The sequence below is a fragment of the Microcoleus sp. S13_C5 genome (assembly GCF_036700845.1).
In the GTDB taxonomy this organism is placed as follows: domain Bacteria; phylum Cyanobacteriota; class Cyanobacteriia; order Cyanobacteriales; family Microcoleaceae; genus Microcoleus.
This window is the reverse complement of the sequence record NZ_JAUBPR010000010.1, coordinates 26,392-51,808: the sequence shown is the minus strand read 5'-3', so window position 1 is coordinate 51,808 and position 25,417 is coordinate 26,392. Positions and strand designations below refer to the sequence as shown.

The following is a 25,417-nucleotide window of genomic DNA, read 5'->3' as shown; positions in this document are numbered from 1 at the left end:
CATAGCCGGCGGCCAGAATGGGAATAATTAGAGGAATATCGCGATAAATCATAATTAGAACCAAAAGTCAAGGACGAGGAGGAGCAGGACAAGTTCAAGACCTACTACATTAAGTCAGCACGCAAGACCATGCCTTGGTTCTGAAGGCTGTTTTTCCATATCAAGCCTGCGGGAACATTTAGGCGTTCCCGGTCATCAATAATGATTTACTGCTTTACAGATGCTTAAACAGCCTAAAACCATCCACTTTAGCTGCTTTGAGCTACCGTGCACATAAGATGCGCTACTCTTAACTTCTGAAAACTTTTAGCCGCGAGGAACTAAAAATCTGTACCAGAAATTTTGGCTGCGATCGACTAAAAAGGCTGGCTCTACGAAACTTTTACAGGCACCTAAAAGCTACCTGCCAGTCTGGCTGTACTTAATGTATAGAATTGTTTAAATCCTTAATACCTATAATAACACAGGGTTTCTGGGATTTAGAGATTTTTTGGCAGTGTCCTTAACAATTCGATACAATAGGGGCAACCCCTCTGACAGCCGGCGACTCGCCTCTGGGAGTCGGGTGACGACCATCGCGTGCAGATGACAAATAACTGCCGATCGCCTAGATTTTTCTTTTCTATTGCAGAGAATTACCTTAAAATAAAGATATGATATGTAAAATTTTGTTACTTTACGGCTTGAGTCGGCGTATCCATGATCTCTAGCACTCTCCTATTTTCCTCGGTTGAAGAAGACCTGCGACTGTTGACAGAAAACTTAAAACAGTTAGTGGGTGCCCGTCATCCCATCTTGTACGCGGCTGCAGAATACTTATTCGGCACAAAGGGAAAACGAGTGAGACCCGCGATCGTCCTGTTGATGGCCCGGACAACTATGCCCGATCGGGAAATCACAGAAAAACACCGCCGCCTCGCTGAAATCACGGAAATGATCCACACAGCTAGTCTCGTGCACGACGACGTGGTGGACGAGTCGGATCTGCGCCGGGGAGTGCCGACGGTTCACAGTCGGTTTAACAACCGAGTGGCAGTATTGGCGGGAGACTTTCTGTTTGCTCAATCTTCCTGGCATTTGGCAAATCTCGACAACCTGCCAGTAGTCAAACTGCTTTCAGAAGTGATTATGGATTTAGCTGAGGGGGAAATTCAACAGGGACTCAATGGATTTGACACCAGCTTGTCGATCGAAGCGTACCTCGAAAAAAGTTATTACAAAACAGCGTCTTTAATTGCCAACAGTTCCAAAGCAGCGGGCTGTTTGAGCGATGTTTCAGCGGAAATAGCAGACGATTTGTACAACTACGGTCGGAACATTGGTTTGGCATTCCAAATAGTAGATGATATATTAGATTTCACCGCTTCAACCGAAACTTTGGGGAAACCAGCAGGCTCGGATCTCAGAAGCGGTAATCTGACAGCACCAGCACTATTTGCCCTAGAAGAAAAACCTTACTTGGAAGTTCTCATAGAACGCGAATTTGCCCAAGAAGGAGATCTAGAGCAGGCTCTGGCACTGGTAGAAGATTCTAGAGGCATAGAGAGAGCGCGAGAACTAGCCACAAATCACGCACAGAAAGCCGTCGAATACTTAGCTGCGCTGCCCCATTCAGAGTCCCGTCAAGCTTTGATTGATTTGGCTGAATACGTTTTGAGTAGGCTTTATTAGAGGTTAAAAAGTTACACTTTATTGGTAATGGGGAATTCGTAAGGGGGAATTCCCAATGCCTAATGCCCTGTTACCAATTAATAGAAAATTGAGTTGTTTAGGCGATATCCGGCGGTGGAGCCGATCGATACTGTTGCAAGTAAACGTTAATTAAACTCTGTACTTGCTCGCGAGGGATTTCCGTCCCGACTTCCTGATTTCCGGGACTTTCAAAAAAAACAATGCTGTCAAGACCTTCCAGAGCTATCATCTGAAATAAAATGTGAGTGACAGGCAAAAGCACCGGTCTGAGGCGATCGCCCCCAGCAGCCGCAGCCTGCGACGCATCTTTAAGACTGTTCCAAGCATAAATCACCCTCTTCTCCCGTCCCGGTTGCTTGAGATTGCTCAAAACCACGATCGCCCAACTTTGGTCTACCGCTTGCAGGATCGAGTATTCGAGGTGCTGTAGCTGTTGGGCAATTAACACCAGGGCCGGGGCGATCGCCTTTAAGATTTGTGGCGTCGAACCGTCGGGCGGAGCTTTTTCGATCAATGCTTGAATCTGTTGGTCTAAATCCATCAGTCAGTTCTTTGATATCTAAAATTAAAAATTTCAGGTTAGCAGGTCCGCATCCAAGTATATATTACCCAGCACTGCCCTATTAAAGATAAGCTGACACCCATCTAAATTTAATATTTTGCAGCCTAGAGTCCTTGTAGCGAGCATTTGGGCAAAAAAATTAAGTGCGTAATACCTTACACAAGGTCATCCAAAAAGTCTAACCATAGGGTGCTGAGCGCTAGCCCTGTCCAGGTGTGTTAAATCTGAGCCCGATCAAAAGCCGAAAACGGTTATTTCACGTTCGGATTTTTCACACTTAAAGCTATAAAAACTGTTTGGGGGAGTTTGGTTTCAAAATAAAAACGCCCAAAGTTAGTAACCTCATGAGCGGGCTGGGTGCTGATGGCGCACCTTACCCCAGATGGCGGCTCAAAGGATTTGTTGGCCCTACTCCTATATATCTATTGTTCATATTTATAGTTGGTCGATCGTCCTTGACGCTACCCATACCTGCCGCTGCACCTCGGCCTCATCAGCTACACCCCTAACTTTTTCGTTGTTAACTGCCCCAGAGTCACCTCAAATGTAACGAAATATTACAAGATGACGTTAAAGCAGCATAGAGGCTTGACAGCAAAGAATTAAGCGGCTAATCTGATATACATACCCGGGTAAGTCAATTCACTGTCATATGCAAGAAAAGCAAAAAGTTACATTGTATCTTCCACCAGAACTGCATCGCCAGCTCAAAATCCGAGCCGCAGTCGAAACTGAACCGATGTCATCAATTGCAGAAAGGGCAATTGTCTTCTACCTAGGAAATCCCGAACTGGTTGACGAAGTAGAAGCCTCTTACGGACAAACCCATCGGGTATACAACTGTCCAGAATGCACGGGTTCAGTAGTAATGCGAGATGGAGAACTGGCATCCGTAACAAGTCAGCCGAGCGTATTGGCTGAACAGGATCTTCCAGTAAAGCAGGTGTCGGGCGTCAGTGCCAGCACGGCCAAACCGGGAGAGGAAGAATTGGTTCCCTGCTAAGAATGCCTTGCTTCCCCAAAAAGCTAAAACTGAAATTTTCAGTAAGAGGGCGAAGGGCAGCATTGAGATTCAGCAAAGATAGCACCGTCTCTAGTGGGTCGAGGACTATGCAAGAAGAGATCAGTATTCTAATCCAAGCTCAATATCCTCTGATCTACCTCGTGACATCCGAGGAAGAGCGGTGTGAGCAAGCAATTTCGACAATAGCTCAAGCGAAACCACAGCGACGAGTATTTATCTGGACTGTAACTCACGGCATTGTGGAGTATGGTCAACCCCGCACCACCACCCAACACAACACCGTCTCGCCAGAGGCAGCAATTGAATGGGTGATCAGGCAGCGAGAACCCAACAGTAACGCTAGCATCTACATTTTCAAAGATTTGCATCCTTTTATAGATTCTCCTCCGGTAACGAGGTGGTTGCGCGATGCGATCGCCAACTTCAAAGGAACGCAAAAGACAATTATACTGATGTCTCCTTTGCAGCAAATTCCGATCGAGCTAGAAAAGGAAGTGGTGGTATTAGACTTCGCGTTGCCCGACATGAAGGAACTAAACCAAGTATTGTCTGGTCAGTTGGAGCAAACGAAATCGCGACGCATTACCACAGAAGCGCGAGAAAAACTTTTAAAAGCAGCCTTGGGATTGACCAAGGACGAAGCTGAAAAAGTTTATCGTAAAGCCCAAGTTTCGACTGGGCGCCTCACAGAAGAAGAAGTAGACATAGTTCTTTCGGAGAAAAAGCAATTAATTCGGCGCAACGGCATTCTAGAGTTCATTGAAGAAGACGAAACCCTGGATGCAGTCGGCGGTTTAGAAGAGCTGAAGCGGTGGTTGAGACAGCGTTCCAACGCCTTTACAGAAAGGGCGAGAGAATACGGTCTGCCCCAACCAAAAGGGATGTTAATTCTAGGCGTACCGGGATGCGGAAAATCGCTGATTGCTAAGACCACCTCCCGCCTCTGGGGACTGCCCCTGCTGAGGCTAGATATGGGTAGAGTCTACGACGGCTCGATGGTGGGTCGATCGGAAGCAAACCTCCGCAATGCCCTCAAAACAGCAGAATCCATCTCTCCAGCCCTCCTCTTCATCGACGAACTAGACAAAGCCTTTGCAGGAGGCACTGGTTCTGCCGACTCAGACGGAGGCACCTCCAGCCGGATTTTCGGTTCCTTCCTCACTTGGATGCAAGAAAAGACTTCCCCAGTCTTCGTAATGGCAACAGCCAACCGAATCGAGCGGTTGCCGGGAGAATTCTTGAGGAAAGGCCGATTCGACGAACTCTTCTTTGTTGATCTGCCTACCAAGGAAGAACGCCAAGATATATTTAAGATTCACCTGTCAAAGCGCCGTCGGGAAATTACTCGCTTCGATTTAGAGCAACTTTCCACTGTTTCCGAGGGCTTTTCAGGTGCAGAGATTGAGCAAGCGCTAGTAGCCGCAATGTACGAAGCCTTCGCTCAAGATCGAGAGTTTACGCAGCTAGACATCATCGCGGCCATTAAATCCACAATGCCACTGTCTAAAACAATGACCGAACAGGTCACCGCCCTGCGAGATTGGGCTAGACAGCGTGCACGGCCCGCTGCGTCTTCCGTCGCTGAATACCAGCGAATGGAATTCTAAAAGCTTTCTCCTGGTCCAAACAGGAGCAAAGGCTAGCAACAGCTAGCAGTTCGATTGAAAAGCCGCCAAGCGGCACCGTTAAATCCAGACCGTTGTTGTTTCTCTCTCAGTTGTATTAGGAGGAAATCCAATGTCTCACTTTAGCACACTGCGTACCAAAATCACCGATGCCGAAATCCTGAAAGCTTCCCTGCGCGACTTGGGCATTTCAGTCAAGTCAGAAGCTGATGTTCGTGGCTATAACGGTCAGCGCGTTCGCTCCGACATCGTGGCGATTCTCGAAGGCGAATATGACCTGGGTTGGTCTCGCAATAGCGATGGTTCTTTTGACCTGATTGCCGACCTCTGGGGCGTCGCCAAAAAACACAATCAAACTGAGTTAATCAACTCCATCAACCAGAAGTACGCAGTTAACAAGACCTTGGCCGCAGTCAAGCAGCGTGGTTTGCAAAATGCCAACGTTAAGCTGGTAGTGCAAAACTAATTGATCAGCAGGTTTCCAAGCTCGCGGGTTAACCAAACAAACGGGTTAACCCGTTTTTAGATCGCTAGGATGTAGAGGGGGGTCTTTGGGCCGCCACATACTTTTTTAGCACCCCCAAGCAGCAGCTCTCCAGGTGAAAGCTGCTGCTTTATGCTTTAATGGTCGGCTACCTAATGCTTCGGGCAATCGTCGATCGTTTGTTGATAAATTTCAAGTATTCGATCTACTTTGCGTTCCCAATCAAAATGCTGCCGGACTCGTTCCCGTCCCGCACAACCCATACTCTTCCCCCATTCTGGTGAATGAGCGAGCTTGAGCATCGCATCTGTCAGTCCCTGGACAAATCCTTCTTTAGAAGTCGGTTCTACTAAAATACCGCAACTGGAATTCAGATAATCCGCGGGACCGCCCCAGTTCGTTGCTATGACTGGCAAGCCCACTGCCATTGCCTCCATTACCACTGCCCCGCCGCATTCCCGCAAACTGGGAAAAACCATTGCATGAGCTTGTTGCATTTTGAGAGCGCACTCCTCCTGAGACAGCCAGCCACTAAATACAACGCGGCTGTCGATGCCTAAACGAGCTGTTTGAGCTTCTAGTTCCCCTCGGATGTGCCCATCACCGATGATTTCCAAGACAGCATCAGTTTGAGCGACGACGGGCGCGAAGGCTTCCAGCAGCAAGTCTACAGCTTTCCAGTCGATCAGCCGGCCTAAAAAAATAAAATGAACCTGCCCGGTCGCTGCTCTTGATAAGCTAGAGTCTGATCGCCAGACCGAGAAATCGACGCCGTTTTCCACAAGTTCAATAATTTTACCCTGCACCCCAGATGCAAGTGCCTGCTTCGTGCGATCGTTTGCCACTAACAGCGTCTCGGCTTTGATTTTACCTGGAAAAAGGCGATTGAAGAAATCGACGCACTTGTGACCGAGCTCGATTAAAATATCAATGGTAGGATTTTGGCGCGATCGAAAAGCCAGAGGAAATTTAACCGACGTGTTCATCGGCCCGATAACTACAGGCACTCCCAATCCGAACATCAACGAAGGAACTGTTGCCGAGACAGGTGTCGGTTCGTGTACAATATCAATCTCGTGTTCGCTCACGAGCCTCCGGACAATGCGACGCTGTAACACTTGGGTGTACAGGTGACTGAGCAGCCCAAAAGTAAATTCATTAACTCTTGCAGGGATAAATCGCCCGCAATTATAAAGCAGCCGGTGCAGCCAAGTGTCGGGTACAAAGTACATTCGATCGCGCTCTTCTGGAAATAGTGCTGTGAGTTCTGCCTGGGTGCGGGCGTGCGCCACTAACCATGTCTCTATTTGGCGCGATCGAAGTATCCGGAAGTAGTTGAGCGGCAGCAATGACTCGCCGCCGAATTTAGTTGAGGCGTTCTGAGCAACAATTAAAATTCGCATAACTTGTTTGGGACTCAACTAGATTTATGTAGGGCTTGCTGAATAAGTTAGGAAAAATCGCGATGCCTCCAGCCGGCGGAGCCATCACACTTGCTTGATGGGTGATTCAAGCTCGATGAAACATAATCTTTTGTTGACTATAACTTGCCCAGTTATAGCTTTTGATAATGATTGGCCCGTAAACAGGTGTGATTTTCGGTTTTTGACATAAAAATACACAAAAAACCCGTCTTAACCCGGTAGAAAGGTTCATTACTAAAAAAGTAATAGCAATAGCTGTTTCAGAAGTATTATCAAGTTTTGCTATCACTCGATTCACGCTGAATCTTCTTTTTCGCAAGTCCCAAATTTGCCCTCCAATTGCATTCCTAATTCTCTCATCTTCTCAGGCTTGTTTCTTGGTTTCCTTAGTCACAATTGTTGGTTGCCTTCCTAACGGAGGTCTACTCATTCTAATTCCTCTTTCTTTACACGCCCGCTCGGTCTTCCCTTGTTCGATAGATGCGATCGGCATGGACTGATTCGGGGTAATCCGGTGTAGCTTTTAAATGCTTCTATTTGGGCTTCTAAGTCTCCCAGTTCGTTAAAATTCTCCCAACTTATCGGGTATAAAAATAGATATCCTTCAAAGCAACTTGCTGCTTTTTTAGCTCCCAAATCTACGGTTTTCCCTGGCTTTCCTCCTGCCTTTACTCGGATAATTGGACGGATGTGGGGTTGGCTTAAACTTACTATTAAGTCCTCTATGCTCTGTTTGTTATTTGACCATAACCATAGTTGTTGGCGATAGACTTCTGTGAGGACTAGCAAGGTTTTATATTGCTTTTTGCTCAGACTTTGTAGGGTGGCACCTTATTCGATTAGTTGTTCAATATGAGCGAGGTTTCTTTTGATATAGTGCAGTTGTTCTTTAAGTGCTTAATTTTTTTTTCCGGGAGGCTCGTTTTTCTTTGGCTACTGCTAAGTAGCCTTTTCTGGCTATTTTTCGGTAGGTTCTGGGTTTTTGCTTAATTTTTTATTTCAGGTATTTATAGAGGATAGCGATGATTTTTTCGGTATGAACTCTGGCTCGGTTTAATAACCCTAAGTCCGTCGGATAGCTAATATCCGCTGGAGCACAGGTCGCATCTACAATTAATTTTCCTTGATTGGATGATTCATTTTTTGCGTCCGAATCCTTTTTTTTCGGGTTTGACTGGGATGGTTTCGTGCATTTTTTCCACCAGGCGTTTGTTCACTTTATTAATTAGATTCGCACTAATTTGTTGCCGAAAGTGAACTAATAGCGACGGGTCAAATGAGATATCGTTGCTGTAGATTGATTGACCGATCAAGTATTGCAGATACGGTTTTTCACGGATTTGTTCTACTGTTTCTTGCTGAGCTAATTCCCACTTTTTCTTTGATGATTAATGCCCCCAATGCCATCCGAAATGATTTCGCCCTTAAGCCCATTTCGGTGGGGAAATTTTCAGCATATTCTGCTTCAAATTCATCCCAGGGGATAAGTTCGGCCATCTTTACCCAACGGTTATCTGCTGACAACCTTCCTTCAAAGGGTAGTTTAAAGTCGGATGGGGGGCTTGGGGCAAGCTCAGATTTTGTGTACACGCTCGCAGGTGGTGATGCACGGGTTTTGAGTCATTATACCTGTTTTTCTTGCACTCTTCCACCTTTTTAGGGTAACACAAGTCATACAGTGTTTACTTTTGCAACTGCTTCAGCAAACCCTATGTACTCTGAGATTAAATTTCTTCTTTGGAATAACTAAGACAGGTTAGTTATTCCAAGTTTTTCCAAGCACTGAGCTAAAGTTTCTGCACTGCGGCCGTGGCTAAATTTGGCAATGATTTTTTTCCGAGCTTCCTGACTGAGACTCAAAGCAAGTTCTGGATTTTGGAGGAGATTGGCGATCGCATCTGCCATTTCTTCGGGTTTTTCTGATTGGACTAATACAGCATCAGCGCCGTCATCTACTAGCTCAGAAGTTCCGCCTACATTAGTAACTACCGACGGCACCTCCATCGCCATTGCTTCCATCACAGCAACCGGAACTCCTTCATTCAAACTCGCCAAAGCGAAAACGTGAGCTGCTTCTAGACCTTGGCGAATTGCCTGTTCCGAAACAGCCCCACGTAACTCCACGCATTCGGACATCGATTTAGATTCAATCATTTTTTGTAGCTCTTGGTGATATCCGCTGCCCCCTTGTTCATCCTCGCCTGCAATTTGCAGCCTCACGTCATATCCCCGATTTCGCAGCAATTCTACAGTTTCAATCAAGTATTGATGACCTTTCACCCGGTTGAGGCGGCCGCAAGCAAAAATCTTGCACGGACTTCCTTCTTGCCAAGGCGTGTAAGGGTGGCTGCGTTTAATTTCTGCAATATTAACTCCCATTGGAGCAACAGCTAATTGTTTGGGCAGGAAGTTCGCTAATTTATGTTTGACATCATTGAGAAGTAGTTGAGATATGACGATCACAAAGGCAGCATTTTTCCACTTTTGTTTCTGATTTGACCCGTACACTTCTAGAGTAGGCCCGTGAAGAGTCATACTGTAAGTACAGCTTGTAAGAATTGAGTTAAATAAGGCTATATTGGCGGCATTGGCACAGGAATGAACGTGGATGTGAGACCAACCTTTTGTTTTTGTTAACCCTGCTAGTTTGCCAGCCACAAAAATCCATGCTAAGAGTCGCACCTTTTCAGATAACGATGTGTCACTCGCTTTGGCAATAACTGCGAGGCACTTCCACCATGCAGCGGGACCAGCTTTGAGAACCTCTAGGAATGAGTTAATAAAATCTTTCGCAGCAAAGGGAAATAGATAAACAGTATTTTTTTGAGCTTCTTCTGCCCATACGTGAGAAGCGATCGCTCTGGGGGGCGGTTGAGTTGATACTAAATCTGTTTCAATTCCAAGTTCTGCAAGAAATTGTCGCTCCCGCCACAAAAAAATGTGTGTTTGTCCTGGAAATTGTGGAATAAAGTATCCAATTTTTGCCTTCATTTCGTACCTGCTTTCTAAATTTTAGCTCAAGGATATTTATCTACTATGCCGATGTACGAACACCTTTCTCACCGAGCATTTTTTCGTAAATCTCGGCTATTTTTCTGGCCTTGTTCTCCCATTCAAACTCTTTTGCTCTTTCGATCGCCTTAGCTGACATACTTTCCCGCAACTTATCATCTTCCACCAACATCTTAATTTTAGTTGTCAACTCCTGGGTGAGATACTCTCTAGAAATCGGCTCGATCTTAAAACCAGTTTCTTCATTCACGTATTCACCAATACCCCCGTTATTGGCAACTATGCAGGGCAGTCCGCAAGCCATAGCTTCGATTACCACTGCGCCACCAAACTCTCGAATCGAAGGGAAACAAAAAATATCTGCTTTCCTGTAATAATCCAGAGTTTCTGATTGATTAACCCATCCTGCAAAGCTGACTCTTTCCGCTAAATTAAGCTCCTGGACTCGGTTTTCCAAGTTATTTCTTTCCGAGCCATCTCCTACGATAGTTAAGCGTATTTTACTTTGCATTGCCTGGTCTAATTTCCCAATAGACTCTATGACAACATCGGCGCATTTGTAAGGCACTAACCTGCCCACAAAAAGTAAATTTATGTGGGAACCTTCTTCTTTTGGTGGTTTGACAGACATTAAAAATTCCTGGGCAATCCCATTTTCGTAAAACAGCTCTATTCTTGTATCGGGGATAGCAAACAATTTTTTTAGCAAATTTAGAGTATATGTTGAACCTGCCAATACTTTGTCTGCTTTCTTGTAAGTTTCTACATAACCTGGAATTAATGCTCGCCCAACTGCTCTCAAAAAGTTGAATTGAGCAAATTCTTGTCTGGCCGTTTCTTGAAACCCCGGTGGAAACGGAATGCCCCCATTCACAGGTCCTAGAATAAAAGGAGTCTGCTGGCACACACTGACTACCTTAAACGGATACCGCGGCATTATCGGGGTAATTCCATGAACTATGTCATAATCTCCGTTGAGAATTTTTCCTTTGAATTTTTGATAGACTTGCTGATTAAATTCTTCATAAATTGGGTAGCTCAATGCATTATAAAGAGGCCAATTTACTCGTCCCTTGGCTGTAATTTTTTCGACCAGTTTATAATATTGTTTACTTAATTTTCTTTCCTCAATGTAGAAAATTTTTTTGAATTCTGGGTGTTTTTCAAGAGCTGGTTTATTTCTAATATGGGTAACGAGTGTTGCATCAACTAAATTGTTAATTCCTCGAAAATAATTGTAGCCCTCCAAAGGTACAGATGCCCACTCAGGATTGCACTGCTCTACAATTAGTAAAACTTTTAATTTTTTATTACTCATTTGTTTGCTACTCAGGGGTGAACTTTCTGGGACGTTAGCTGTAATTCTAGCTGGCTGAATTAATAGAGTTGGTTGTTTTATATTCGATTAGTTTGCTCTGCTGCCCCAGCAATCGGCGCTGGTGAAACTGGATTTGACCTTGTAGCTGGGGAAATTTGGCTAATACGCAAGACAAAGCGTAGATGGCAGCGTCTTTAGTTGTGATATCCCGATGCTTTAGATAATAGTTATAGGTGCGATAGGTTGCTAAGGGGTAGCCACTCAATAGTAACAGGCTCCAGCCTTTTGTTGACAATGCCATTGCTAAGGCTAGGGCTGGTAAGACTAATCCCCACAGCCAGGTGCTTCGGGTTTCTTTGACCCAATGGCGCTCTGGTTCGCTTCCGTGCATCCAGGAACCCTCGGCATAGGCGTGACCCGCTCTTTGAGCCCGCTTCCACCACTGAGCGAAACTGGTCATTTGCGCGTCGTGCAGGGTCATTTCTGCATCTAAGCGGAGGATTTTCCCACCTTTTTGGCGCAACCGCACGCACATTTCTGGTTCTTCGCCGGCGATGAGTGCTGGATTAAAACCGCCGACTTGCTGAAATGCTGCTGCCCGCATCATGAAATCGCCACCGCAGGCTTTGGTTTCGCCGATAGGGGTATCCCACTCGATGTCGCACAATTGGTTGTAGATGCTTGCTTCGGGGTATCGTTCGCGCCTGCGCCCGCATACTGCTGCTACGTCTGGTTTGGCTGCGAGTTCGCTGTAGGCCCGATCGATCCAGCCGTCAACGATTTCGCAGTCGCCGTCTACAAATTGGACAAATTCGATGTCTGGAACTAATTGCAGCAAGCGGGCAAAGCCTTCATTTCTGGCGCGTGCTGCGGTAAACGGTATAGATAGGTCGAGTTCAACTGTATCGGCTCCGATCGATCGGGCTAACTCTAGGCTACCGTCTGTTGAGCCGGAATCGACATAGACGACGCGGGCAACTTTATTGGTGGCCGAGACTAGGCATTGGCGGAGGCGCTGCCCTTCATTTCGTCCGATCGCCACTAATCCAATTTGTGTCAAGTTTTACCTCTTGAATTCGACTACTGAGTAGTTCGTTTTATATTTTAATAAAAGTCCAGCTAATTTCATAATTTTTCTGCGACTTCTATAATTTTTCTCAGACTTTCGGGGTCTTTTTTTCGATAATTTTTGCGGGTATTCCCACTGCGGTTGCGCCCGGTGGTACGTCGCAAATCACCACAGCATTAGCACCAATCAAAGCATGATCGCCGATCGTTACGGAGCGAATAATTTTTGCACCTGCACCGATATCGACGTGACCGCCAATTTTAACATGAGCAACAATTGTGACCTGTTGAAAAATCATACAGTTCGGGCCAATAGATGCCTCTGGATGAATGACAATCCCATTAGGATGAAGCATAACGAGTCCCCCTCCTATCTGGCAGTTCAAAGGGATGTCAGTTCCAGCTACAATAGTCCAGAATAGATGCGGGATTATGTTGAACCGGGATAAAAAATATCCTAAAATTCCACCTCGCTGCTGCCATTTTTGATAGTTGCGGATAGATTTTAGCAGTTGGCGACTGGGTTCCCACCAGTTGCTAAGTTTTTCGCGGCTCCAGTCTGCTTCTGTAGCAGAAACCATTGGCTCAGTGATGGATCCAACCATTGTTTGTGCAATATTTTGATGATGTAGACAATTCGGCCTATTTGTGCGGTTTATCTTAAGAGGAATGTCTAACTTGACGAGGGAGATTGTGAGAATTGGGCCACCGTTGGAGTTGATGTGTTGCCGTAGAAGTGCGACACTCGTAACTTTACGAGATCGGGTTCAATTTCGGGGTCGAAGCTGCCTTTGCGGCTCTTAATCAAATCAGCCCAGGGTAGGCTTTGAGTTTGGGCTTGCAATTTTTTCACTAAGTCTTCGACGCGGCCCATCGGTCTGGCGGGGATATCGGCCACTATATCGCCCTCGGCGACATCTTTGGTGACGACTGCACCGGCGGCGACGATCGCATTTGGGCCGATGGTGACGTTGCGAAGGACGCTCGCATTTAAGCCGATAAATACGTTGTCCCGGATGTCTATCTTGCCTACGGCATCTACTTTAACGTTGTAAGCCCGGTTAAGCATGGCGATCGAGCCATCGTGGCAGAGGAGGGTACCATATGAGAAGTGGACGTTGTTGCCGATGCCGACGTAGGCGGGCTCTGTAAAGACGGTGCTGGGCAGGATGCTGCAATTAAAGCCGAGCGCGTACAAGTAGCCGTGCCGACGGAGAAATTCGGTGTATTCTTCGGAACTGGGGTTGCAGAATTTGGTGTAGAGGCCGGGGAACTTGCCGTAACGCATCGCCAGGTGGCGGAGGATTTTTTGCACTGTTGATTTAAGCATTTTCGTGGTTATTAGTAGATGCAAGAATCTTCGCGGGGATGCCCACTGCTGTTTTGCCTGCTGGAACATCGGATAAAACTACAGCATTGGCGCCGATATTTACATCGTCTCCCAGGTTGACCTTGCCGAGGATTTTTGCCCCGGCGCCGACGTTCACCCGATCGCCCAATTGAGGAGATTCTAGCGGTTTGTCCAAATAGCGGTTTCCCAAAGTTACACCTTGGCGGATAATGCAGTCGTCGCCGATCGTACAATATCCGTGAATAATAATAGCGTTTTGATGTTCAATCACCACGCGACGACCGAGCTTCACAGTGTAAGGCAAGTCTATCCCGTAACTATTGCGGACTTTTCGGTAGAGCGAGCGATAAATAATGCTCAAAGGCGCTCGAAGTAATTTCGGTTCTATTTGCATTCTCCAGACGCCAAAACGCTGCACTGCTACGGCACGAAATCCCGGTTTGGTCCAATCTCGACCATGAGCAATCCAGTCTTCTTTAATTTGCTGCCACAGTCCCAGGCCGGGGTCTTCTACTTGATTTTCACTGGTGATTAAGTTTTGCTCAGTTACCATAAGCTCTAATTCACACTATTTCTTGTTTACTCTATTGCTAGATGCCGACGGTATTAATGGGTATATCAGGTTTTTGAGGAAGTAGCAAGCCGATTTTATCGAGCGAGAATACTAATTTCTCTGCTGCATCATAAAATATTTTGCTTGCCTAGGTTAACCTGGTTTAGTTGGCTTTTACCGATTTACCAACTCCCTTTAAAAGTTTTTGGATTTTTCAATCTTACCCCCCTTAAAAAATACACTATTTAATACAAAATCCCTCAGCAATTGTGGTGGATCGCCATCTGGTTTGCCTTGAAGTACGCGGCGCAGCCTCCAGGCTGCAAAACCCGAAGCCCATGATATATCAGTTAATGCTGTGTAAACCAAGCCGTAGTTTTTGATAAAGTACCTACGCCGGGAATCAAACCAATAGGTAGGCAGCCGCTTGGCGGGCTTTTTGGTGTCAGTGACGCCTGAGCTTTGGCCGACTAAGTGGACAACGCGACTTTCGGGTACGTACCAGCAACTCCAGCCAGCTTTGTTCGCTTGCAGACAAAAGTCCATTTCTTCGCAGTACATGAAATAAGCTTCATCCATTAAGCCAATCTTTTCAAATACTTCGCGACGGACGATCATGCTGGCTCCAGCTACCCAATCAGTTTGACAGGTTTCTTGGGAAATGGGAGGCGCTGCGGCCCAGTTGGCTAATAACTTGGATATAAAACCTGTGCGCCAACCAAAATCGACTTCGGTAAAGATGTTGTGAAACCGAAAAGCTGACTCCTGGGGGGTGCCGTCGGGGTCTTCCAAGCGGCTGCCGGCGATGCCGGCTTCGGGATGAGTGTCCATGAAATCGACGAGGGCTTTTAAGGCACCGGGGCGAACTATGGTGTCTGGGTTGAGCAGCAGGAAGTAAGGGGGGGGATTGGTGGATTGGAAGGCGGGACGAATCAGGGCGTTGTTGCCGAAGGCAAATCCGCCGTTACGCTCTAGGGGAACGAAGGATGCCCATTCATTCCAGCCTTCTGAGGCGATCGCACTGCTAATTTCTTCGACGGAGCGATCGCCTGAAGCATTGTCGGCAACTGCAACTCGCATACCGGGCAGCGATTCGACTTCGCTAACTAGAGAGCGCAAGCAGTCAATTGTCAAACTAGGGGTTCGGTAGTTAACAATGACAACCAGCAGTGGATAGGGGTGATTGGACTCGCTGGCCTTCGACATAAGTACCGTTGTTTGTTTAACAACTTTTTAGCTCAAGTTGTACCGTTCTGGCAAGCTGGAGCGATGACTAATAGTATTTTTATTAGTTTCGGTGAGGGAGACTGTTTTTTCGGCCATATTTCGGAAGTCTCGCCGCTCTGCATCAAAGTCGATACTGCCTGTAGGCTTGACTGGCGGCTCGGTGCAGCAGCGAATGCCGGTAAACTAACCCCTTAGCGTCATCGGAATAGCCTCCGCCAATCACGCAGGCAACGGGGTAGCCCCCAGCCAAACACGCCATCAAAACTTGCATTTCCCGGCGAAATAAACCCGTATCAGTTAAAGCTAATTTTCCCAGTTTGTCGCCCTGATGAGGGTCTACTCCAGCATCGTACAAGACTAAATCTGGCTTGACATTTGAAAGCAAATCTGGTAAAAATTTATCCAATGTTTGTAAATATTCGTCGTCCTCAATACCCACAGGAAAAGGTACATCTAAATCGCCCTTTTGTTTAGTGCCGGGAAAATTGACTTCGCAGTGCATTGAGAAAGTAAAAACGCTGCTGTCATCTTGGAATATTACGGCGGTTCCGTCTCCTTGGTGGACATCTAAATCGACAATTAAAACTTTGCGAACTAAACCATTTTTTTGTAAGACGCGAGAGGCGATCGCCAAATCATTAAAAATACAAAAACCAGACCCAAAAGCAGGGAAGGCGTGATGAGTTCCGCCCGCAGTATTGCAAGCCAAACCGTACTCTAAAGCGAGCTTGGCAGTTAGTACAGTTCCTGCAACCGCAGTGCAAGTGCGATTAGCAAGGGCCCGACTCCAAGGCAGACCAATTCGCCGAGTCGCTTTGTTATCGAGCGTCCCGTTGCAGTAAGCTTGAACATAGGAGTGGTCGTGGACTAATTCAATCCATTCTTGAGGCGGAAGTTCGGGAGCGTGAAATTGCGATTTATCTGCTACCCCGTCCGCGAGCAGCATCTGGTAAAGCATCCGAAACTTGGCCATCGGGAAGCGGTGATCCGGTGGCAGAGGTGCAACGTAATCTTCGTGGTAAATAATTGGTAAGTCCATTAAAATTATTGTATAACGAATGAATCTCCAATTGAACGCCTGCAATCTCAAATTTAAATTCGCTGGAGAACCTGTATATGCAACAACTAAAAACAGTCTGGCAGTCCGGCAGCAGCCACCCCGAAAATGCTGACAATCTCGATAATATCAGTCAGTGGTGGGGAAACCTGAACGGGAAAGAAATTAGCTGGGTAGAGCGACTGATTCCGCAAATCGGCGGTCTGAGCGAAATTCACTGGCACCCCCAGCGTTTTGACGAAACATTTGTGATAGTCAATCCCGAAATTCGGGAGGAAACTCTCTATTGGTACAAACCAGATTCTCCTGTCCAACGTAACAACACTGTTGGCAAATTAGAACTTGACAACTTGCAACAGCAATTGTACATCTATCCTCAGTTGGAATCGGAACTGGTAATTCGCGTAGGAATTCCGGAAGTTAAATATCAAACACTTGAATTAAACAATCCCGAAATCGCCTTGGGCGAAGATAATATGCTGCTGCTGTGGGAATCTGACCAAGAACTAGAAATTAAAATTTACTTTAGCAATGAAAATATTGCTAAACTTAAGGAATTGCTGACCTAGAAAAGACCGAGAAAATAGTTTATATGGTAGGCTTTGCGTGCGGGAGGAGCGAGCTATTCTCTTAGTTACCTATAAATATCTTAATACTGATGGGCGGGTGCGTCAAAACCGAGGTTTTTCACAGCCATACTTTGTGGCAGGGACAAGAGTAAAAAAAAACGGTTTCTTCCCCTCGCGGTACGTCCAGGTGTGTAGCTCGGCTAAAATCCTTTGAAGGTGGCAGCAAAATGTCAAGAAACTTGCGTTATCCTCCTGGGACTTTTAATGCAAAAGTCAAGCAAAAAACTGTCCTGGACGCATCAACCGGGTTGTACGAAAATACTTGGTCGCAGCCCTTAAACAAAGTCAAAAAACCCGATTGCTTTGGTCAGGAGTGCCTAAGCGATGATTGTTGTTATGCCAACTTAATTGGGACATAAAATAAGGAGATTTGTTTCGGTAATAAAATATGGTTAAATACGGTTAATTTGAGTGGAAAACTTAAGACAGCCAACCAATAAGTTTAAAAAATAGAAGGTGCGTTAGTTGATGGCTAATATCTTAAATTAATCCTCTATTTGCTGAGTTTGAAAAGGTTTAATAAATAATTATGAGGGAAGGAATCGCTAAATTTATTAAATCATCAATCTGCTCCTAGCACTAAAAAATTCACAATTTTCAGACAAAAAATGATATTTGACAAAGGAAATATTCACATTTTAATTATTGATGATCAGCCCCACAACCTGCGGTTTATATCAAACATATTGACGAAAGAAGGGTATAAAGTTCAGCGGGCGATTTCGGGAGAAATGGCGGTTAATGCTAATTTCACAGTTCTCCCAGACTTAATTTTGCTAGATATTGCCATGCCCCAAATGAACGGATATGAAGTCTGCGACAGACTGAAATCCAACGAAAAAACGAGGGAAATTCCGGTTATTTTCTTGAGCATTTTTGATGAAAGTTTTCACAAAGTCAAAGCTTTTGAAGTCGGGGGTGTTGACTACATTACTAAGCCTTTTCAAGTGGAAGAAGTTTTAGTGCGGATCGAAAGTCAATTGACTATACAACAGCTATCAAAACAATTAAAACAGCAGAATGCCCAACTGCAACAAGAGGTAGAATTTCGCAAGCGAACAGAACAATCACTCCGGGAAAGCAAAGCGCGGTTGCAGAAATTGGCGGTCAATATACCGGGAGTTCTTTATCAATTTATCAAGAAGCCCGATGGAAGTTTTAAATTTGAATATATTAGTTATGCTTGTCGGGAGATTTACGAATTAGAGAGTGAGGAAATATTAAAAAACCCCGACTTTTGCTTCGATCAAAATCATCCCGATGACCAAGAATATCTTATCAAGAAAATTGCTAGTAGCGCCAAAACGTTAGAACCTTTTGCCTTTGAATGGCGGATTATTACACCGTCGGGTAAACTCAAATGGCTGCAATCTAATTCTCGGCCAGAAATGCGCGATAATGGCGATATTGTTTGGTATGGCGTACTTTTTGATATCACCGAGCGCAAGCACGCAGAAATAGAAATGGCAGGAGCTAAAGCTGCTTTAGAACGGCAAGTTCAGCGAGAATTGCTGATTGCAAAAATAACTCAAGAAATTCGCTCAAGCTTGCAGCCAGAACAAATATTTCAAATAGCTGCAACTCAAATAGGTCTGGCATTCTGCGTCAATCGCTGTTTGATTCATACTTACGTCACTACCCCCCAAGTCGATATTCCTCTGGCGGCAGAGTATCTCGAACCCGAGTGCGAATCTATTCGGAACGTACCTGTTCCAATTTGGGGCAATCCTCACGTCATACAAATGATGATACAAGATCGGCCGATCGCCTCCAACAATGTTTATTCAGACCCTCTGTTGCAAGCTGTTCAACCTATTTGCCAGAAGATTGGGTTAAAATCGATGCTGGCAATTCGCACTTCCTACCAAGGCAGGGCAAACGGCGCTATCGGTTTGCACCAGTGCGATCGTTACCGGGAATGGACTTCCGAGGAAATCGACTTATTAGAAGCTGTGGCGGCTCAAGTAGGGCTCGCTATCGCTCAAGCTACACTGATCGATCGAGAAAAAAACCGAATTCAGCAGCTCGATCGGCAAAATAAAGTGCTGCAAGCAGAAATTCGCACCCGTGTCCGCGCCGAGCAAGCTTTGCAAGAATCTGAAACAGAATTGCGGGCGATTTTTGCCGCCATGACTGACACAGTTTTAGTGAGAAATGCAGAAGGGCGCTGCATCAAAATTGCCCCTACAGCATCAACAAATTTGGTGAAACCTCCCAGCGAAATGATTAACAAAACCGCTCATGAAGTCTTGCCGCAACCTATAGCAGATTTAGTATTAAATGCCATCAAACAAGCTCTAAAAACGAAGCAAACCATCAATGTTGAATATAGCTTTCAAATGGGAGAGCGCGAAGTTTGCCTCGATGCTAAAGTTTCTCCGCTGACTCCAGATTCAGTGATTATAGTGGCGCGAGATATTAGCGTTCGCAAACAAACAGAATCCGCACTCAGAGACAGCCAGCACTTCATTCAAGCGATCGCCGATTCCAATCCCAACCTATTGTACGTTTACGATGTAATTGAACAGCGGAATGTCTACAGCAACCGACAAATTGCAACGATGCTCGGATATACCGCCCAAGAAATACAAGATATGGGTACAGAAATGATGCCAATGCTGCTCAACCCCGACGATTTGCCAGACTTTTTGGAAAGCGTCAAAAAAATAGAGCAAGCCCAAGACGGCGAGGTCATTGAATGTCAATACCGAATGAAACACAAAAACGGTGAATGGCGGTGGATGCACAGTTGGGATACAGTATTTCTCAGAACAAATGATGGTAAACCCAAACAAATTCTCGGCACTGCTAATGACATCACAGACCGCAAATTAGCCGAAGAAAAACTGCTAGCATCGCAGCAAAGAATCTCATTTTTATTGCAGCAAACGCCGATCGCAATTATCGAGTTAAACCTCAATTTAGAAATTATCACTTGGAATCCCGCAGCCGTTGCTATTTTTGGCTACAGTGAGCAAGAAGCGATTGGTCGAGTCGCCTCCGATTTGATCGTACCTGAAAGCTACCACCCGCAATTATCTGAGATTTTCAATCATGACTTGAATGCCAAATCCAGCGGGACTACCGAAAATCTGACTAAAGACGGCAGAATTATCATCTGCGAGTGGTACAATACTCAGCTAATTGACGATAACGGTACAGCAATCGGCATTGCTTTAATGGCTGTAGATATTACTGAACGCAAGCAAGCAGAAACCGAACTGCAAGAAAGTGCTTTACGACAAAGAGCGATCGCCCGCATCATTGAAAGAATGCGGCAAACTTTAGATATCCGAGAAATTTTTTACGCCACAACCCGAGAATTGCGCCAAACCATGAAGTGCGATCGAGTCGCCATTTACCGTTTTAATCCAGACTGGAGTGGCGAATTTGTAGCCGAATCCCGTGACCACAGGTGGGTTTCTTTCATCCAAGCACAGGAACTCGATTCTCACCTTACTGAAGGCGCTTTAGACAGCGAACGTTGCGTTGTCAAAAGATTAGATAGCACCTCACAAGAACTACGCGATACCTATTTGCAAGAAACCCAAGGCGGAGCCTACAGCCGAGGTAAAACTTACCTTTGTGTCCCAGATATTTACAAGCAAGGTTTCGATAATTGTTACATCCAATTGCTAGAAAAATTTCAAGCTAAATCCTACATTATTGTACCAATTTTTTCCGGCAAAAAGCTCTGGGGATTACTAGCATCCTATCAAAATTCTGCTCCCCGCCAGTGGAGTGAAGCTGAAATCAACGTGGCAGTTGATGTAGGTACTCAGCTAGGAGTAGCATTACAGCAAGCGGAATTGCTCGCCCGCACTCAAAGGCAGTCGATGGAACTGATGAAATCCAAAGAAAACGCCGAAGTGGCCAACCGCGCCAAAAGCCAATTTCTAGCTTCCATGAGCCACGAACTCCGCACACCTCTCAACGCCATTCTCGGTTTTTCCCAAGTCATGGCCCGCAACAGTTCTATCACGGAAGAACAAAAAGAATACATAGAAATTATTAACCGCAGTGGCGAACATTTGCTCGAACTCATCAATGATGTTTTGTCAATGTCCAAAATAGAAGCAGGTCAAATTACCATCAATCCCAGCCGCTTCGATCTCTACAACCTTCTCAACAGTCTCAAAGAAATGCTGCAACTAAAAGCCAACTCAAAAGGTTTGCACCTAATTTTTGAAAATGCCGAGGATTTGCCGCAGTACATTCAAACAGACGAAGCTAAATTGCGGCAAGTTTTAATTAACCTACTCGGCAATGCGATTAAATTTACTCAACAGGGAACCGTTACTTTGCGCGTCAGCAGCAACGAGGAAAAAGACCCGACAGAAGAAAACAAATCCCAATTGTATTTTGAAATTGCCGACACGGGGCCAGGCATTTCTCCCTTGGAACTTTCCACATTATTTAAGCCCTTTGTGCAAACCGAAACTGGTCGAAAATCCATGCAGGGAACTGGTCTGGGGTTGCCGATCAGCCAACAGTTTGTCCGGATTATGGGAGGTGATATTGCTGTTGAAAGTCAACTCGACCAAGGCACAACTTTCAGTTTTAATATCTGGGTTAACTTAGTAACAGAAAGTGATGAACAAGAAAAATCGCCGATTAAACAAGTTATCGCTTTAGAAGCCGGACAAGAAACTTATCGGATATTAATAGTTGAAGATGTAGCGGAAAATCGCCAACTGCTGCTTAAGCTGCTGGTTCCCCTGGGATTTGAAGTCCGGGAAGCAACTAACGGTCAAGAAGCAATTGCTTTGCATTCAAGTTGGAAGCCGCACTTGATATTAATGGATATGCTGATGCCCGTGATGGATGGGTATGAAGCGACAAGACAGATCAAAAAAACTATAGAAGGTAGAGAAACAATAATTATTGCCTTGACGGCCAGTGCTTTTGACGAGCAGCGGCAAGTAATTTTGTCTGCTGGTTGTAACGATTTGATATGTAAACCGTTTCGGGAAGAGGTACTCTTTGAAAAGATAGCGCATCACCTCAACCTGCGTTATATTTATGAAAAAGAAAACTTATCTACTTCTTTTGCAACACCGACGCTGCTTAAAAGTTTGACCACCGAGGATTTGAGTGTAATGCCCACAGACTGGGTGGTCGATTTGCACCGAGCAGCACTTTGTGTTGACGACAACCGCATCCTCGAACTGATCAAGGAAATTCCCGAAACTGAGGCAAATCTCGCTAACGCTTTAACAGATTTAGTCGATAATTTTCGGATAGATATCATTATCGATTTAACTCAATTATATGATGAACGACCATCCATTACCAGCGACTCCTAAAGACATTCTGATCGTTGACGATATGCCGGATAATTTGCGACTTTTATCCACTATGCTGACATCTTACGGGTATCATGTCAGGAAGGCTATTAACGGACACTTGGCTCTGCAAGGGGCACAAATATCTCCTCCCGATCTAATTTTACTAGATATTAATATGCCGCAAATGAACGGGTATGAAGTTTGTGAGCAGTTAAAGTTAAGCGAAAAAACTAAAGATATTCCGGTAATTTTTATTAGTGCGCTAGATGACGTGCTGGAAAAAGTTAAAGCTTTTCAAGTAGGAGGAGTGGATTATATTACTAAACCGTTTCAAGTAGAAGAAGTCTTAGCCCGCGTCCAAAACCAACTTTCCCTTCGTTCGCTGCAATCCAAACTGCAACTGCAAGCTAGGGAACTGCACGATCGCAATTCTAGATTGCAGGAAGAAATCGCAGAACGGCAGCGGGCTGAAGAATCAATCCGGTTTTTGCTGGAAACTACGCGGGCGATCGGCGAAGCTGTAGACTTTCACTCAGCTTTAGAAGTAATTCTGCACCAAGTGGGCGAAACAATCGGATGGGATGTAGGAGAAGCTTGGATTCCCGATGCAGAAGGAACTGTCCTAGAATCAGCCCGGGGCTGGTATGCCAGCAACGCCAGCATGGAATCGTTCCGTACCCAAAGCCAACAACTGACATTTGCCCAGAATATAGGACTACCGGGACGAGTTTGGGCATCCAAGCAACCGGAATGGGTAGAAGATATTACCCGTGGATACCCCCATTTTCTCCGAAGTCAAATAGCACTAGAACTCGGATTCAAAGCGGGTTTTGGTGTGCCGATTTTGGTAGGCGATGAAGTATTGGCAGTGCTAGTTTTCTTTAAAATTTCGTCTGGTGGGAAAGACGCACGATTTATAGACGTTTTTAATGCGGTAGGCACTCAATTAGGTTCTTTAATTCAGCGTAAACAAGCAGAAGAATTGCTGCGTATTGCTCAAGAAAAATATCACAGCATTGTAGAAAATGCGATGGAAGGCATTTTTCAAAGCACGCCTTCAGGAGGCTATCTCAGCGCTAATCCAGCTTTGGCAAAATTGTACGGTTACGACTCGCCAGAAGAACTGATGTCCGAGATTAAAAATATTGCTCAGCAACTTTACGTTGACCCAGAACGCCGCCTCGAATTTGTGGCTGCTATGGATGCTGAAAATGCCGTTTCGGGGTTTGAATCTATGGTATGTCGCAAGGACGGACGCCGTATTTGGGTGTCAGAAAATGTTCGGGCTGTTCGAGATTCAAAAGGTGAGCTGCTCTACTATGAGGGTACTGTTTCTGACATTACAGAACGCAAATTAGCGCAAGAAGCGCTAAAAGTTCAACAAGAACAAAGCGAGAAGTTGCTGTTAAATATTTTACCCAAACCAATCGCAGAACGCTTGAAGGCAGAGCAAAGCACGATCGCCGACAGTTTTGCCCAAGTAAGTGTTTTATTTGCTGATATTGTTGGCTTTACTGAGTTATCGGCGAGAATGTCTCCCACCGAGTTGGTAAAGCGCTTGAACGTAATTTTTTCGCACTTCGACCAGTTAGCTGAAAAGTACGGTGTGGAGAAAATTAAGACTATTGGCGATGCTTACATGGTAGTCGGGGGGTTGCCTACGCCGAGACATGACCACGCCGAGGCGATCGCCCAAATGGCCCTGGGAATGCAGGCAAAAATAGCAAAGTTGTGCGCCGAGACAGGGGAAAAACTGGCAATTCGCGTTGGCATCAATTCCGGGCCAGTGGTTGCGGGAGTGATTGGTGTGAGCAAGTTTACGTATGATTTATGGGGAGATACGGTGAATGTGGCGGCGAGGATGGAAGCTACGGGTTTTGCAGGCAGCATTCAAGTTACTGATGTTACTTATAAGCTTCTGAAAGATAAGTATTGGTTTGAGAGGCGAGGCGTGATCCCGGTAAAAGGTAAGGGGGATATGATGACTTATTGGTTGCTAGGAAAAAAGTAAAAATGGGAATTGGGTATGGGGCATTGGGCATGGGGCATTGGGTATGGGGCATTGGACATTGGGTATTACAACAAATAACCAATAACCAATAACCAATAACCAATAACCAATAATTCATGACTACTGACTACTGACTACTGACTACTGACTTCTGCTATCATGAAAGTAGTTAACGAAACTTTACATAATAGCCGTGACTGCACAACAATTAGTATCTGCAACGAGTTTTGAAAAGCTAATTTGGACTTGGAAAGGTCACAAAATTCAATATACCGTCCAAGGAACCGGCCGCCCTCTGATTTTGATTCACGGATTTGGCGCTTCGATCGGACATTGGCGACAAAATATCCCCGCACTCGCGGCCGGCGGCTATCGTGTATTTGCTCTGGACTTGCTGGGATTCGGCGCTTCCGCCAAACCTGCCCTCGATTACACTCTGGAATTGTGGGAAGAATTGCTGACAGATTTCTGGGCGGATCTGGTACAGGAACCGGCGGTATTTGTCGGGAATTCGATCGGCGCTTTGCTGAGTTTGATGGTAGTCGCCAACCATCCAGAAATATCAGCAGGCGGTGTCTTAATCAACTGTGCCGGCGGGCTCAACCACCGGCCCGACGAACTGAATTTCCCCCTGCGAGTAGTGATGGGGACTTTTACTAAATTAGTTCGATCGCCCCTGATCGGCCCCTTTGTCTTCAACAACATCCGCCAAAAACACCGCATCCGCAACACCCTGCGCCAAGTCTACGGGAACCGCGAAGCCATCACCGACGAACTCGTAGAACTCCTGCACGCCCCCTCCTGCGAGCCCGGAGCTCAACAAGTGTTTGCCTCGATTCTCACAGCCCCAGCAGGCCCTCAACCGTCAGAACTGCTGCCCAAAGTCGATCGTGCGTTATTGGTACTTTGGGGCGCAGACGACCCCTGGACGCCAATCGCCGGCAGCCAGATTTATCAACAATTGGCCGCCAACGGTAAACCAGTGAAATTTGTGTCAATTCCCAATACAGGCCACTGTCCCCACGACGAGCGGCCAAGTGAAGTCAACGCTCTGATTTTGGACTGGCTGGTGGAATTGAAGTAAAATTTTTC

Annotated in this window: 18 protein-coding genes and 1 pseudogene; 8 read left to right on the top strand and 11 right to left on the bottom strand. The window is 45.7% G+C overall.

The features are described 5' to 3' along the window. Positions 1 to 699 precede the first annotated feature (699 nt). Entirely contained in the window at positions 700 to 1,671 is a 972-nt protein-coding gene (sds, locus tag QUA04_RS04830) for a solanesyl diphosphate synthase (protein WP_333254285.1), read from the top strand. A 97-nt stretch (positions 1,672 to 1,768) separates the two neighbouring features. On the opposite strand, the gene QUA04_RS04825 is transcribed toward sds, so the two are convergent. After that, a complete protein-coding gene (locus QUA04_RS04825; RefSeq protein ID WP_006635784.1) occupies positions 1,769 to 2,233 on the bottom strand; it encodes a hypothetical protein in 465 nt (154 codons plus the stop codon). Positions 2,234 to 2,906: 673 nt separating this feature from the next. Here QUA04_RS04825 and QUA04_RS04820 point away from each other — a divergent pair. The 3 genes from QUA04_RS04820 to QUA04_RS04810 all read left to right on the top strand — a co-directional run bounded on the left by QUA04_RS04820 (position 2,907) and on the right by QUA04_RS04810 (position 5,369). Then, positions 2,907 to 3,257: a hypothetical protein gene (locus tag QUA04_RS04820; protein WP_006635783.1), complete on the top strand. Its 351-nt coding sequence runs from the start codon at positions 2,907 to 2,909 to the stop codon at positions 3,255 to 3,257. Positions 3,258 to 3,364: 107 nt separating this feature from the next. Further along, on the top strand, positions 3,365 to 4,885 hold the full coding sequence (gene ycf46 / locus QUA04_RS04815; protein ID WP_333154480.1) for a stress-responsive protein Ycf46: 1,521 nt from the start codon (positions 3,365 to 3,367) through the stop codon (positions 4,883 to 4,885). A gap of 130 nt (positions 4,886 to 5,015) precedes the next feature. Then, the gene (locus QUA04_RS04810) at positions 5,016 to 5,369 is read left to right on the top strand and encodes a DUF1257 domain-containing protein (protein ID WP_006635781.1); all 354 of its coding nucleotides are present in this window, start codon (positions 5,016 to 5,018) and stop codon (positions 5,367 to 5,369) included. Positions 5,370 to 5,539: 170 nt separating this feature from the next. Here QUA04_RS04810 and QUA04_RS04805 read toward each other — a convergent pair whose 3' ends face one another. The 10 genes and pseudogenes from QUA04_RS04805 to QUA04_RS04760 all read right to left on the bottom strand — a co-directional run bounded on the left by QUA04_RS04805 (position 5,540) and on the right by QUA04_RS04760 (position 16,379). After that, complete coding sequence (locus QUA04_RS04805) at positions 5,540 to 6,790, bottom strand: glycosyltransferase family 4 protein (RefSeq protein ID WP_333254283.1); 1,251 nt, start codon at positions 6,788 to 6,790, stop codon at positions 5,540 to 5,542. A gap of 106 nt (positions 6,791 to 6,896) precedes the next feature. Then, positions 6,897 to 8,401: pseudogene (locus QUA04_RS04800) on the bottom strand (IS5 family transposase). A gap of 156 nt (positions 8,402 to 8,557) precedes the next feature. Beyond that, positions 8,558 to 9,802, bottom strand: coding sequence for an exopolysaccharide biosynthesis GT4 family glycosyltransferase EpsE (epsE, locus tag QUA04_RS04795; protein ID WP_333254281.1), 1,245 nt, complete (start codon positions 9,800 to 9,802; stop codon positions 8,558 to 8,560). 43 nt (positions 9,803 to 9,845) lie between these two features. After that, positions 9,846 to 11,141, bottom strand: coding sequence for a glycosyltransferase family 4 protein (locus QUA04_RS04790; protein WP_333254279.1), 1,296 nt, complete (start codon positions 11,139 to 11,141; stop codon positions 9,846 to 9,848). Positions 11,142 to 11,187: 46 nt separating this feature from the next. After that, positions 11,188 to 12,201, bottom strand: coding sequence for a glycosyltransferase (locus tag QUA04_RS04785; RefSeq protein ID WP_333254277.1), 1,014 nt, complete (start codon positions 12,199 to 12,201; stop codon positions 11,188 to 11,190). A 97-nt stretch (positions 12,202 to 12,298) separates the two neighbouring features. Next, positions 12,299 to 12,814, bottom strand: coding sequence for a serine acetyltransferase (locus QUA04_RS04780; RefSeq protein WP_333254275.1), 516 nt, complete (start codon positions 12,812 to 12,814; stop codon positions 12,299 to 12,301). A gap of 68 nt (positions 12,815 to 12,882) precedes the next feature. Beyond that, positions 12,883 to 13,278 carry a DapH/DapD/GlmU-related protein gene (locus QUA04_RS04775; protein WP_333254272.1) on the bottom strand — a complete coding sequence of 132 codons (396 nt, stop codon included), beginning with the start codon at positions 13,276 to 13,278 and terminating at the stop codon, positions 12,883 to 12,885. A gap of 253 nt (positions 13,279 to 13,531) precedes the next feature. Further along, the gene (locus QUA04_RS04770; RefSeq protein WP_333254269.1) at positions 13,532 to 14,113 is read right to left on the bottom strand and encodes a serine acetyltransferase; all 582 of its coding nucleotides are present in this window, start codon (positions 14,111 to 14,113) and stop codon (positions 13,532 to 13,534) included. 195 nt (positions 14,114 to 14,308) lie between these two features. Further along, positions 14,309 to 15,319 carry a glycosyltransferase family 2 protein gene (locus QUA04_RS04765; RefSeq protein ID WP_333254266.1) on the bottom strand — a complete coding sequence of 337 codons (1,011 nt, stop codon included), beginning with the start codon at positions 15,317 to 15,319 and terminating at the stop codon, positions 14,309 to 14,311. A 142-nt stretch (positions 15,320 to 15,461) separates the two neighbouring features. Next, positions 15,462 to 16,379, bottom strand: a complete 918-nt coding sequence (locus tag QUA04_RS04760; RefSeq protein WP_333254264.1) for a histone deacetylase — start codon at positions 16,377 to 16,379, stop codon at positions 15,462 to 15,464. Between the two features lie 77 nt (positions 16,380 to 16,456). Between QUA04_RS04760 and QUA04_RS04755 the strand changes: the two genes are divergently transcribed. From QUA04_RS04755 to QUA04_RS04740, 4 genes are all read left to right on the top strand, one after another. Then, positions 16,457 to 16,966: a hypothetical protein gene (locus QUA04_RS04755; RefSeq protein ID WP_333254262.1), complete on the top strand. Its 510-nt coding sequence runs from the start codon at positions 16,457 to 16,459 to the stop codon at positions 16,964 to 16,966. Positions 16,967 to 17,634: 668 nt separating this feature from the next. Beyond that, on the top strand, positions 17,635 to 22,332 hold the full coding sequence (locus QUA04_RS04750) for a response regulator (protein ID WP_333254260.1): 4,698 nt from the start codon (positions 17,635 to 17,637) through the stop codon (positions 22,330 to 22,332). Continuing rightward, positions 22,298 to 24,325, top strand: a complete 2,028-nt coding sequence (locus QUA04_RS04745; RefSeq protein ID WP_333254258.1) for an adenylate/guanylate cyclase domain-containing protein — start codon at positions 22,298 to 22,300, stop codon at positions 24,323 to 24,325. The genes QUA04_RS04750 and QUA04_RS04745 overlap by 35 nt, the downstream gene beginning before the upstream one ends. Positions 24,326 to 24,518: 193 nt before the next feature. Next, positions 24,519 to 25,409, top strand: a complete 891-nt coding sequence (locus QUA04_RS04740; RefSeq protein WP_333254255.1) for an alpha/beta fold hydrolase — start codon at positions 24,519 to 24,521, stop codon at positions 25,407 to 25,409. The last annotated feature ends 8 nt before the right edge of the window (positions 25,410 to 25,417 follow it).